Source organism: Dickeya sp. Secpp 1600, from assembly GCF_003049805.1.
GTDB lineage: Bacteria > Pseudomonadota > Gammaproteobacteria > Enterobacterales > Enterobacteriaceae > Dickeya > Dickeya fangzhongdai.
In genome coordinates, this window is the sequence record NZ_CP023484.1 from 3330422 (window position 1) to 3343391 (window position 12970).

Consider the following 12970-nt stretch of genomic DNA (forward strand, 5'->3'; position numbering starts at 1 on the left):
TAAGTATGAGCCTTCAAAACAAATTTAAGAATTTTCATGATGCTATTAAGTTAGGCAGGAAGGACCTAGAGTACACAACGGCCCGCCTCAAGGATGACAGCATTACATCTGATATCGTTGACCGATTCAAAGAGGATGGATACCCGGTCATTGAGGATTTCATTCAAGGGTCTTTGGCAACCTTCACTGGTATCCGGGAAAAAGGACAGGATTTCGATATTGATCGTGCCATTGTTATTGAAGCGGGGTTAGCACCTGAAAACCCAATAACGCCCAAGCTTGCAGTTCTGGAAGTGCTAGAAGAACGGGGTTTTAAAAATGCCAAAATAAAAAAACCCTGTGTAACTGCTGATTACAAGGCTGATAATCTTCATATCGATATCCCAATTTACCGCAAGTACGATAATGGACAGTACGAATTAGCCGTTGGCAAGAGGCATTCAGATGAGGAGAATCGTGAGTGGGCTAGAGCCTCACCTCGTGAGCTCATCGATTGGGTCAATGATTATGATGCTGATGAAACTTATGGCTCAAATAAGCATGACCAGTACCGACGTATAGTCAGATATCTCAAGCGCTGGAGAAACATCACTTTTGGGGATGATGTGCGTCGCAAAATCTACTCCATCGGAATTGCGGTAATGGTTAAGGAATCCATCACCCCCTCGATTAACGATGAAGGCTTCCCTGATGACCTTACTGCGCTGAGAGAGACAATTAACTACATTCTCAACTACCGCAGCTATTTCACACTGACAGAGGTGGACAAATACCGGGTCAACGTTGCGCTTCCTGTAAGCCCTTACAGGGACATTTTCCATAGCAGCAGTGTTGCGACAGGTACCCAGTTTCGTAACAAACTTAGCGCGCTTTTGAAAACTCTTGATAAGGTTGCTGATGAAGAGCAAGAGTCCAAACAGTGTGATTTGCTGAGAAGTGTATTTGGTGAAGATTTTCCTGAGTGCAAGGCAACTTCATCTGCTTCGTCAACTGCTGTTAAAACAGTTTTTGCATCTGCCGGAGTAGTGGGGACATCACAAGGCGCATGAATTATCAAGCCATATTGATTCACTTGAACGAATGCGGATACAAGGTATCCGCAATTCAATCGAAGACGGCGGAAGTCGGATTCTTAACCGTCGAACTGGAGATAAACGGCACGCCAATTACTCTTTGGCATATCGCTGTTGCCGAGCTCTCCGCAATACCCAGCTTTCTCCTGGCAGACCCATCAGCGTTGCCCAGACTTGCTCATACTGCATTCTATCCTGACACTCAATTTGCAAGTATTTGTGTGAATGTACCTGATGCAGTATCTGTAAATTTTGAGCGCCCTGAGCTGGCCTTCGAAGAATCACTTACAAGACATGTCTCTTTGTTAAGCCAGGCTTTGACTGATAGTGAATGGAATACTCAGGAGTTGCTTCGTGAATTTGAAGCTGGATGGTTTAGCATAGTAGAGCCGAACATCGCCCCGTTTCTTTGCTTAACTGAAAGCGAAACAGCAGAAGAGTTATGTGTTCTTAAGCCGCGAAAAGGTAACGTAGGACTCGGGCAATATTTTTTAGGATATGCAGAAGGCTCGGTTCCGAAAAATACATTTTCACCGATTAGTCAGATTCTAAGAGAGCGTCAGTCCTCAAATGGTAAAGGATTCGTGATCCCGTTAAGCGTTACAAAACCTGCACCATGGAAAAAGGATGCAATTGCTGACTGGTATCTTGAACTGCTGTCAGATCTACCGGTGGATGTGCTAACCAAATTGACACAACAGTTTGCTCAAAAGCGTTCGCATGAGTTTTGGTTAGTCTTTAGTGCCCCAACCCCCTCAGGAACCACATGGTTTGGTATTCATTTTTCCCAAAAGCACTCAGGCAAAGGTCGGAAAACGTTGCCCTTCAAGCATTCACATCTTACCGAATGGATACTTGAACCCATTGAGGTACTCACTTTTAACAAAGAAAGGCTCATGCCTAGAAGTGGGGCTGAACAATCCCTCCTTAACAAAAAAGTTATGCTTGTCGGGTGTGGTTCCGTGGGAGGTGATATTGCCGATAAACTCGCAGCTTCTGGTGTTGGCCACATAGATTTATATGACCCTGATACCCTTTCGCTCAATAACCTCTACCGTCATGTTCTGCCTCCAAAATATGTCTTATTCCATAAGTCGCATGCATTGTGGCACAGTCTCACCAGCAAATATCCATGGATCGAGATTAAAAGTTATACAGGTAAGCTACTAGATTTAAGGCGTCGAGATTTACTAATAGAGTATGATCTTATCATCATAGCGATAGGATCACCGACTCAGGAACGTTTGTTTCATGACTATTTAATCAAGGAAAAAATTAACGTTCCGGTTATTAATACATGGGTCGAAGGATATGGCGTGGGTGGACACGCAGTTCTGGCAATTCCAGAAACAAAAGGTTGTTTGCGGTGTGCATATGTTGACCCTCATGATTTTTCAAGAGGGCTTGCTTCTAACCTGAATTTTTTGGCTCCGAATCAGGATTTGACGAAAAATCATGCCGGATGTGGCGATGCATTCCTGCCTTATACATACATAGCCTCAACTCAAACAGCTCTTATTACGGCTGATCTAGTTATCAAATACCTACTTGGTAAGATTCGGGAATCATCCAGAGTGAGTTGGAAAGGCAACTCTGAGGATGCTATAGCGAATGGATTCAAACTAAGCGGGAGGTACCATGCATTCACCAGGACATTAGAGGTGCTTCCCTTGCTCAATGATGCGTGTGATATCTGCAATGAATAATTTTGATGCGCTAACAATAGAGACTGAACATTTCAGTCTCTATATCACAAAGAAAGTAAGTGATATCTGGTTGATGTATCGGCAGGTCAAACCGATGGATCCGGAAGCGTTTGGAGTTATTGTTGGTAATAAAGACCTTGAGATTGAGCGTTACGGCTTAGTGGAAATTACAGTTCCGCAGAAAAGAGACCGTTGTTCAAGAATGAGTTTTACTCTTAGGGATCCCGAGCATCAGCGTATCGTCGATCGCTTGTATGAAGGCTCCGGAGGCCAATTGGTATACTTTGGGACATGGCATACGCATCCTGAAAAATATCCCCACGCTTCATACACCGATATTAGGGATTGGAAACAATGTACATTAAGGAATCCAGGGAAGAGGCTATTTTTTATAATTATTGGGACAGAAAAAAACGCGCTTTACTATTTTGATAATGAAAATCTCCGCCGACAGGAATTCTGAGGAGTTACAATGAACAATGCTACATTCATGTATCTAATGAAAATTATTTTTAGACCCAAAGATCAATTATCCCGACTGACTTTTGGTCTGCTTAAAGTTGGAATGATGGGATTAGTTGGAGGTTGGGGGGCTAATCTTGTTTTCACAGACGCATTCCTTAAGAAAAATATTAGTATCATCGAGGGATTAACATTTACTTATCAAAAATGCTCTGATCTTGCTCTTTTTTTTGGTGTTGTTTTTTTGGTTTTTGGATTTGCTCTATGGTGTATCAGTGCTTTTCTTTCACTTCGTGATTTAAATAAAAGAGATATTGCCCTAATCCGCGCCTATGGTTTTGAAAATATTGATCCACAAGCAGCTGAGAAAAATCTTTCTTTCAGAGAGAAAGCAAAGATTTTACATGTGGATTTTAAAGCATTCGATTCAAGAGACAGAAATAATAACTTAACCAAAGCAAACTTTATCCGACAAACGATTAGAGAAAGAATACATCACACTGGCGCAGCAATTGCTTATGTTTGTTCACTTGGCAGCGTGCCATACTTGTATATGATCGGTAGCTTTATGACGGATGGGCACTTAGCACGCAAATTGTTTGATTTTGACCGAGATAAAAATGCTTTCCGTCCGCTTGATGCACCTCCGACAAATGCAAACTTAGTAAAGTGGTACAATGGGCAGCAGATTACTGACAGTAAATTTGTACCATCAAATAATGGACGAGTTATCGGCCTTGCAATTGCATTTACAATGGAAATTTTAGAAAAAGATCTTCCTCCTGATTTTATTGGACACACTCTGCATGCTCGACTTAATTCAGGATTTCGATTTGATAATCTTCCTGAGGAAGATGAGCAAGAAAAAATAGTAAAAAGCCTTAGTTACATTATTTCTGAATTAAAAAAACAGGCAGATGAGGTGCATCTTTTTATTTCTGCGCAAGCATCAGTTGTTGTCCGACTCGGTACTCTATACCAAGAGGGGTTGCACGGAGCAGTAACAATATGGCACTGGAACTCTGTTACTAATAAATATGAATGGTCTTTAAAGATTACAGGTCGAGATGTCAGCTAAGTGTAGTGAAAAACACAATCAAACTCTCTCTGGCATCCCAAGGCCCATAGAAATATGGGCTTTCAGATTTAGAATATACGCTGTAGAATTGTTTTAAGTCATTTAAATCATAATTGACCTGCTCCCCGTTGTTTAGGACACCTCAATGTTAGTCATGAAGTTGCGAACTTCCGCTGTTCGCTCGTTGCCGACTGTCAGGTTAAATCGAGTTTTAACAGAAAACACTGCCAGATCAAGTTTAAGCTAATATATCTAAAGGGATGCGCGGGCTCTTTGCCGCCCGCACCCGCAGCCAGCGAATTTTCCGGACATATTATGTCCAGAAAATTCGCTGGGAAATTTAAACATCTGTCACCTTCTCTGCCCCGATATAAGGTTAAAGCCGCATTCCTTTGCAGCTTTTTATTCTTCAACTCAAATCTTATCCATCAGATAACGATGCGCTTTTGAGGCGGCGCTGGCCGCTTTGAAAACATAGCGCTTGTCGTTTTTCAGCGCCTGGAGCCATGAGGCAATATAGCTTTCATGCTGCACCTCTCCAACAATTCCCAAATCCGCCATCAGAAAAGCACTTCCCAGCTCCGCCACTAACTCCTCCTCCGCATAATCTGCACTGCCAAATTTCCCTTTCATTTCACGGTTAAGGCGTTTTTTACCACCACTCCAGTGAACCAGCTCATGCAGGCCGGTAGCATAGAAATTAGCTGCATCTGAAAACAGATGGCGCTCTGGTAGCCAGACTTCATCGGTTGAGGGGCTGAAAAAGGCGTTTTGTCCTTTCTCAATGATGTTTGCGCCACTCTTCTGGAACAGATTTTCAGCCTCCGGCAACGGGTCAAAGGTTGCTTCCGGGCTGACTGTTTCAGTTGTCAGAAGCAAGCCGTCAATTTGTTCAACATTGAACACATTGAAGGTTTTCAGCATCGGGATCTGGTCGATTTCACCGTCTTCGTTTTCTTTCTCTAAGGTCGTATAGAAAATGGCTGTCGTGCCGTGTTCACCTTTTCGAACCTGCCCGCCTACTGCCTGCGCCTGTTTGTAGGTCATCCAGCGTGAATCACCAAAGCCCTGTTCTGATGCACTGCACCACAACAGCATGATATTCATTCCGCTATACGCGATGCCGGTTGCAAAGTTGGAAGGCAACCCAGACATGCCCGGCACTCGTTGCCACGGGCAAGACCACGGTTTTACACCTGCTTCAAGCGCTGCAATGATGTTGTCGGTGACAGTCTGATAAATATCGGTTTTGGCTTTAGAAAATTTCGTTTTTGAGGAGCCTGACTGCTCCAGCGGGGATACGCGGGTCGCCGCTGCGGTGTTAGGGGCGCTAGTCTGGGTATGCAGGGAAATGGTCATGTTTTTTCTCCGTCAGTGATGTGATTTTCGTCTTCGTATCGCCTGACGGTTCGCTTTTCCGGCATCGTTCCGGCACGCAAGGGCGCAGAATGCGTGCCATTTACCCTTGCGGGATGGGTTGTGTTGGGAAACGATTAGCCGGAAGCTGATACGGGGAACGGAAAACGCGCGGGAGAAAAACTGACCCTGCATAGTCGGACGTAGCGCCCCTTAGGCAACAGCGGTGAAATGGGGTTGAGAAGTTGAATTTTTTTATTAGCTCAGATTTGAGCTGGCAGTATTCTGAAGCAGAGTTCTCTGAGAAAAACGGAACGCTGTGCGGTCCTGATGTTGATTCTAACTGTAAATCTCAAAAAGTAGATGGTTCGGTTAAGCGGGATACTTACAGTGTCAGTCCCAAAAATTCTAGTATATGTCCTTCTAATCTGTGGCTATTCATCTGCACAGACAAGGCGTAAATTGCGATTTATCTAAATTTCTTAAGAACCACTGTGACTGGATAGGCGATATGTAACGCAAGATAAAATTTAAGTTCATCAGTTTCCTGAACGTGCACCAACCCAAAACAAGCCAACAGACAAAACAGAATATTGGTGACTACGTTCCGTCAGTGAATATGGACAGAAAAGTTATTCTGTCCAGAAAATACGGAGACAATCAGGCATGATTACTAATTAAGGTCTTATACATCTCGCTAACTTACAAAAATTTTCCGCAATGAGTTTCCCATTCTCTGATGGCAAAGGTGTCCATCATGCCTGATATATAATCAATAACTGCCCGATTTCTCAAATGCTCATAACAGCTTGTACCAACAGCAGGTAACGTGCGGTATAACTGAGGCGATATAAAATCAATATTTCTGCCCTTAGTGTAAAAGTTATAGAGATCTTCGATAATTTTATCGCCCCTGTGCTCATAAGTTTTTATGTTTCTCTTTCGCATAATAACTTTGAATAACAATTTTTTTAAACCCAAGGTCAAATATCCTTTCGTTCCGAAACCTAACTGTTTATAATCATTGTCTTTTTTTACAACAGCAATATCGTTTATAAGGCAGTTAACAATGTTTGCGGTCAGTTCTTTTCTGAAAATTATCGCGAATTCTTCTGATGAATTTAACCTTTTTGCTTGGGACGCAGTTTCTTTAGATTGTTTAACAATATCTCTGAAATCAGCAAGCGCGCTATTGTATTTGGAAATCTGAAACTCATACTCAATATCTTCAATATTAACCATGCTGCGGCTCAAGGCATCTTCTAAATCATGGGCTGCGTAGGCTATTTCATCAGAGAGGTCCATTATCTGAGCATCAATAGTTTTTTCACCGTGTTTTAACGATAAGCCGGTCTTTTCCATCAGTTCAATATAGAACTGGTAATCTTCATCGTATAAGAATTTTTTGTTTTTACTGTCATTTTCATACGGATACTTAACCACAGAAAGAAGGCTACGATAGGTGAGATCAAGGCCATTGCAGTAATGATATTTGGTCTCAAGTGTCCTGAGTATCCTTAGTGCTTGCGCATTACCTTCATATCCACCGAAATTAGCCGATAAATTGTGAAGCTTATTTTCTCCGGAATGTCCGAAGGGAGGGTTTCCGATATCATGTGCCAGCGCAGCCAGTTCGGCTACAACGGGATATTTCAAGTCAAGCTCTGATGCAATGCTACGCGCGATCTGAGCGACCTCCAGACTATGAGTAAGCCTGTTACGGTTGAACTTCTCCGGGTCGACTTCAAAAAGCTGCATTTTCCCCTGTAATCTTCTGAATGACGAAGAATATAGGACGCGCGCATAATCGCGCTCAAATGAGTTCCTCTCTCTTTTGTCCAAAACGTTCTTTGCGCTATGCTCTCTTTCACTTTTAAGCAGTTCGGATAGTATATCTTCTTTTTCCTTCGCAAATGCTATCGTATCATCGCTGTATGACATTGTTCTCTCCCTTACAGAAGTGCAGAATGAAGTGATTTACTGATTACACTTTCCAGAAAAATAAATGACCATGCTGCGAGCCCTCGGTCATCCCCCCAATTTCGCTCGTCGACAAGCTCATAAAGTCTGCTGAATCGCAATTATGTATCAGAAGACGATTCGAATATCGACTGAGTTAATTTTTAAGACCCTGTATTTTCTTTGGCGTGAAGCGCTACACCGCCTAATGGTTAAACATCTACATCGTTCGTACAGTCTTCAGCATTGCAGACGTGATCTCTTCCTTTCGTTCAAAGCCCCTGAAACCTCAAAAAGTGCGTTAAGCTAAAACGGGTATGCCTACAATTCAACTTCGAACATATTCTGTTAAAAATTTAAAAAAAACCTAATAAACTGGATAAAAATTATCGTGATATTTTTTCAATCAGCAATCTTGAAACTAAAAAAATGCAAGCAACCTGGTAATCTATATTTTTTAATATTTACCAAGATGATCTAATATTTCATTATGTTTATTACAACCTCTACAATTATTGCATGGGACAATATCTTTATGGCAGCTATGTGTAAGTAAGAGTAACTCAATAGGCATGCCTGACTTCTCTATTAATTCTAAAGTGCTAAGTTCTATACCAGGCGCTTTTACTTCCAATTCGCCTTCTTGTAGGTTAAGCAACCCCGAGATTGTCTCTACAAAATTAATTGAACCATCTTTATGGATACTATCCGATTTTACACTACCAATAAGAAGCTTATTGACGCCAAGACTAATAGCTTTCATCGCAGAAATAGTTATTAATAACTGATTACGATAAGGCCACCAGTCACTCGCTGGAGCATATGTGTTTGACATCTTTCCGGCCATATCACCGGAACCTAATTCTCGACAATCAACTTTAATAAAATGATGTTCGATTCCCAATGCATCACATATGAGAGCTGAAGATTCAAATTCAGCTTTTGCGGCTTTTTGTCCATAATCTATAGTTATGGCAATTTGAGGTTTAAGCCACCACGCCAAACAAGATGAGTCCATTCCACCAGAAAGAATTATTCCAGTTTTCGCAGTCATAAAGTGCTCCAATGAGTCTTATATATTGCGGTTACATAGTCATGTGTGATTTCGACGTTTTCGTTACAGAACATTGTCAAGTCATTTTTTGGGCAATTTTCTGCAAGTAAAATGACTTTTTTCCCCAAAGATACTGCATAGCCAATTTCAAATACTGTGCCAGGATCATTTCCATCTGCAATGCCAAAAACCACATCAGATCTTACGATAGCGTTAAGGTCTTGAGCAGATATTTCTGCTTGCTCCGCCCGAGAGGCATTGTTAGGATCAATAATGCCAATGTCATGATAAGGAGATATCACCTGCAACCCCATTTCTTGAAGATTATATCGAATCTGCTCAATCAACCAAATTTGAGAAAGTGTGAAAAAGGGACCCGCTATATATATGGTTGTATGTTTTAAATTATCTGATTCTCGTATTATTGGAACGGGAGAATAATTCCTTAGTACAAAAGGAAATGGCAAAACAGAAGTGTTGCAAAAGTATGATGTAGCAATCGAAGCTTTATGTGCTGCTACTTCAGGTTTGTCTTTATTAACAATCCAGTTGTTTGCAAAGTGAGCGGAAAAACAATCCCCAGAACCTATTTTCCATACGTTATCAGTTTTGTATGCAGGAATATTAAAGGTTCTATTTCCGTAAGAAACTATTGCTCCTGTTGGTCCCCTTTTCACAACTATAACTTCGGCTTTTTCCTTAATATGTAATGAGGTGATAATATCATATATATCTTCATCTTCATGAGAATTATTTAGAACCCTAGCTTCATGCTCATTTAAAACTAGAGCAAGATGTTTTGCTATAGAGCCAGTTTTGGAAAATAGTTCAGTGCTAAGAGTATTTTGCGGATCATACACAGCATAAACTGATTTAGTTTTGAACGAACATTCTAGCATCCCAAAAACAAGAACATTATCCACATCCAATTCTATTATGTTTTTTTTATTAGTTAAAGGTGGCATCATTGGATCTAAGCCATGGTCATAATTAAAAGTAATCTCTTCGTCAGTTTGATATGATGTTAATACAAATGACACTTGATCAATCAAATCAATTTTATACTGAAATTCATCAACAAAACTTTGTGGGGCATATGCATGAAGATGAACATCACTCCCCATCTGTGCTATAGCAATCGCTGCTCTTCCTCCTGAACCAAATATATCGTTCCATGATGGTTTAAGACATTTCTCTCTGTAGACCCCACCAATAATATTAATCATATTTGTCTCACACCGGATAAACAGAAATGTTAATAGATGCTCCATTAGTATTTATTACACTAGCTTCATAGGTATTGCCTATCGAAATGCAATAGCTTAGCCTTCGACTCTCCTTGCATGCTATTCCACCGACTAAAGTGCCACTGTAGATAAGAACTAAACTTTCATTCTGTAGCTCGACTTGCAATATATCACCGATAGTTAGGCTTAAAGCAGCAGGCTTAGGTGATGCAATGTTTGTTTTGAATTTGAGATTCTCACAAGGGGTTGTTTCTGAAGAGCGTGAACCGCCGGACCAACCTGAGCCACTCATAAAGTTTCCTTTTCAATGGATAATGACTAATTCATTTAGTCACAATCCGATACAATATGGAATGTTTTTTTATCCTTAGAGATAAAAATCACATAAAAAAAGAAGATATAAAATATATTTTCAAATAACATAGTCACTACAAGTGATTAGCTGCTTTTATATAATTAACCACTAACTAATAACCATTGTAACTACATATTCAAGTTATCATTTAATTATCTGATTCTTATGAGGATCGTGAGTATTCAATCATCCTTTCCGGCTATGCTGCTGCGTCATCAGTTCACTACAAACCAGTTGAGAAATACGAAAAAAATATACCGTAACTACTATGCATAACATTCTAAAAAATTCGTCGTACAAAACAACATTGATGCCCTCATCTGGCATCGGCATCGGCATCGGCAATAGTAGTATCTAGGGGCTCTTCATGCTTATTCTTGGAGGATCCTAAATCTACCATTCTCAGCTGACTAGTGCGGTGTTGCCGTGAATGGCCCTGAATCAGACTGTGGGATAGTTGTAAAAATAATAATACGCCATGCTGACCCCATACTTAATCTGGCACATTCATTATGATCTGCTCCTAATCTTTGAACGTATTGTTTAGTTTGAAACGTCCGCTTCGGGACTAAGCAGGCTATCAGCTATCTTTGGACATAGTTGCGCTACGAGGTAAGCACCTAATTACTTACTCTGACTGCTCTTCCTACAAGAAACACCATTATGATGATCACCATATGTAGTGGCCAGATTTACGTAACCCACAACTATTGGTGGTCATTCTGGTGGTCTTGACAGAACGGCAATTCAGGTTTAGCTTACATATTAGCCAGTTACTGGCAAAGGCGATCCCAGTCAGAGGAGCCAAATTCAACGCCTTGCAATTCGAAAGAATCGCGAGGCGTTTTTCTTTATGGAACGCGGAACGCCCCCACCGGTCAGCGCCAACGACAGACCAGTAATCAACAATGCCACGGTATCAGGACTGCCGCATCTGGCAGGCTAACCATAATGCAAGCGAGTCATGACGTCTTTCCACGATCGTGCATGATGAAAATCAGATAATAGTCATCCGATTAGTTTTACTCTCTTTATCTCATAATAAAAAAACCAAGGTGATAATCTATTGGTGTTATTTTTCAATTTACTATTTTATTTCTATATACAAATAACGAACCAACACCAGATTGATATTAAAAACATACGGGGGCAATAATACCTGTACAGTCGTGCACAGCCTCCCCTATACTCGCGATAACACACAACCCAACCGATGTTTATTATTGCAGCCAGATGACGATAAGCGCGGTGCGACGCGACGTCACTCTGGACGTGGCGATTGCCTTCAGCGCCGCCGCCCATCGGGCAAGAAACGCAACGATGGAGACAGGTTAAAAAACATCAATCCGCACCACCATTCATTACCGCAATAAACACAGCTCAGGGATAAGAGCACACCCGTTATTTCTGGATTCAGGGAGGGAATCATGAGGGTATTTCTGTCCACGCTTGGCTCGGCCGGGGATGTTTATCCCTTCATCAAAATAGGTGAAGCATTGAAGAATGCCGGACTGGATGTTTATCTTTGTACCAATCCTTATTTTGAGCAAACCGCAAAAGAAAGAGGGCTTAATTTTATTTCAGTCGGCACTAGCGAAGATTATTTACGAGCCGTCAATTCGCAACGCTTGTGGCATCACCAATCCGCCTTCAATGAAATGGTCAATTTCATGAATGCGCAGCAGCAACCAGCCTATGACGCCCTAGTGCCCTGGGTAGACCACTCCTCCGTCATTCTCACCTCGCTGTGGTCCTTCACCGCCAAAATGTTCAGCGAAACCTGTGGATGCTGCGTCATTCCGGTTCGCGTCACGCCGTCGACGTTTATCTCCAGCTACGATCCGCCCTACCATCGGCAACTGATGTGGGTTCGCCGATTGCCGATGCGCCTACGCCGTCTGTTTTTGTATCTCGCCGAGAAATATCTGGCCGATCGCCAACTGGCGCCTTTTATTAATGCGTTCAGAATCCAGTTGGGGTTGCCGCGTATCGAACGCGTCCTGACATCATGGACGCATCGCACCGATGCGGCGTTGCTGTGCCTGTTTCCGCAATGGTTTGCCTCGCCATTGCCAGACTGGCCGGCTCATGTTCGTCAGGTTGGTTTTCCGTTGTTCAACCTGCTGGATAATCAACAGGATGATGACCTGGCTCAGTTTATCGCGCGTGAACGCACGGTGGTTTTCATGCCCAGTTGGGCGCTCAGCACCAAACGCCCGCTGGCAATCGCGCTGGTGAAAAAAATCCGGCAACGCGGCTACCAGTGCCTGATCGTCGGCCAGCCGTACCATGAACTGGCGGACGATGCGGGGGTTCGTGCCGAGAGCCATATTAATCTGGGCCAATACCTGCATCGATGCGCCGCCATTATCCATCACGGCGGCATTGGCACGATGGCGCAAGCTTTCGCGGCCGGTATCCCCCAATTGGTTATTCCCAGCGCCTTTGATCAATTCGACAACGCCCGCCGGGTAACCGCCATGAAATGCGGCGAATGGCTGCAGGAAAGCGACATGGACAAGCTGGGAGATAAACTGCAACGCCTGCTGGACGATCCGGATATTGCGGAACACTGCCGGCGAATCCGCCAACAGTGTCCTTCCGAACAGGCGGTCTGTGAACAAATCGTCGCTACCGTGCGTGAGGCCTACGCCAGACACATGGCTCAAGGCTGATGCCT

At 42.5% G+C, this 12970-nt stretch carries 11 protein-coding genes and 1 pseudogene; 7 read left to right on the forward strand and 5 right to left on the reverse strand.

What is annotated here, in order from left to right:
- Nucleotides 1–5: 5 nt before the first annotated feature.
- From CPA59_RS14775 to CPA59_RS14790, 4 genes are read left to right on the forward strand one after another with little or no spacing between them, the layout of a single operon-like run.
- On the forward strand, nt 6–1049 hold the full coding sequence (locus CPA59_RS14775) for a nucleotidyltransferase (protein ID WP_107759856.1): 1044 nt from the start codon (nt 6–8) through the stop codon (nt 1047–1049).
- A complete protein-coding gene (locus CPA59_RS14780; protein ID WP_107759859.1) occupies nt 1046–2779 on the forward strand; it encodes a ThiF family adenylyltransferase in 1734 nt (577 codons plus the stop codon). The genes CPA59_RS14775 and CPA59_RS14780 overlap by 4 nt, the downstream gene beginning before the upstream one ends.
- Nucleotides 2772–3242, forward strand: a complete 471-nt coding sequence (locus CPA59_RS14785; RefSeq protein WP_107759861.1) for a Mov34/MPN/PAD-1 family protein — start codon at nt 2772–2774, stop codon at nt 3240–3242. The genes CPA59_RS14780 and CPA59_RS14785 overlap by 8 nt, the downstream gene beginning before the upstream one ends.
- A gap of 9 nt (nt 3243–3251) precedes the next feature.
- Nucleotides 3252–4319 carry an SAVED domain-containing protein gene (locus tag CPA59_RS14790; protein ID WP_107759862.1) on the forward strand — a complete coding sequence of 356 codons (1068 nt, stop codon included), beginning with the start codon at nt 3252–3254 and terminating at the stop codon, nt 4317–4319.
- Nucleotides 4320–4733: 414 nt separating this feature from the next.
- Here CPA59_RS14790 and CPA59_RS14795 read toward each other — a convergent pair whose 3' ends face one another.
- Together CPA59_RS14795 and CPA59_RS14800 are read right to left on the reverse strand one after the other, a co-directional pair.
- Complete coding sequence (locus CPA59_RS14795) at nt 4734–5678, reverse strand: ArdC family protein (protein WP_107759864.1); 945 nt, start codon at nt 5676–5678, stop codon at nt 4734–4736.
- Between the two features lie 699 nt (nt 5679–6377).
- Entirely contained in the window at nt 6378–7616 is a 1239-nt protein-coding gene (locus tag CPA59_RS14800; RefSeq protein WP_107759866.1) for a deoxyguanosinetriphosphate triphosphohydrolase family protein, read from the reverse strand.
- A gap of 148 nt (nt 7617–7764) precedes the next feature.
- Between CPA59_RS14800 and CPA59_RS23165 the strand changes: the two are divergent.
- Nucleotides 7765–7890, forward strand: a pseudogene (locus CPA59_RS23165) (IS30 family transposase); the annotation flags it as partial.
- A gap of 201 nt (nt 7891–8091) precedes the next feature.
- Here CPA59_RS23165 and CPA59_RS14805 read toward each other — a convergent pair.
- The 3 genes from CPA59_RS14805 to CPA59_RS22915 are packed head-to-tail and all read right to left on the reverse strand — an operon-like array spanning nt 8092 to nt 10227.
- Nucleotides 8092–8688, reverse strand: a complete 597-nt coding sequence (locus CPA59_RS14805) for a 7-cyano-7-deazaguanine synthase (protein ID WP_107759868.1) — start codon at nt 8686–8688, stop codon at nt 8092–8094.
- A complete protein-coding gene (locus CPA59_RS14810; RefSeq protein ID WP_159077950.1) occupies nt 8685–9914 on the reverse strand; it encodes a PfkB family carbohydrate kinase in 1230 nt (409 codons plus the stop codon). The genes CPA59_RS14805 and CPA59_RS14810 overlap by 4 nt, the downstream gene beginning before the upstream one ends.
- A gap of 7 nt (nt 9915–9921) precedes the next feature.
- Complete coding sequence (locus CPA59_RS22915; protein WP_159077951.1) at nt 9922–10227, reverse strand: hypothetical protein; 306 nt, start codon at nt 10225–10227, stop codon at nt 9922–9924.
- 773 nt (nt 10228–11000) lie between these two features.
- Between CPA59_RS22915 and CPA59_RS23170 the strand changes: the two genes are divergently transcribed.
- A complete protein-coding gene (locus CPA59_RS23170) occupies nt 11001–11192 on the forward strand; it encodes a hypothetical protein (RefSeq protein WP_107759872.1) in 192 nt (63 codons plus the stop codon).
- 525 nt (nt 11193–11717) lie between these two features.
- Nucleotides 11718–12965 (forward strand): glycosyltransferase, encoded by a 1248-nt coding sequence (locus CPA59_RS14820; RefSeq protein WP_107759874.1) that lies wholly within the window; start codon nt 11718–11720, stop codon nt 12963–12965.
- Nucleotides 12966–12970 lie beyond the last annotated feature (5 nt).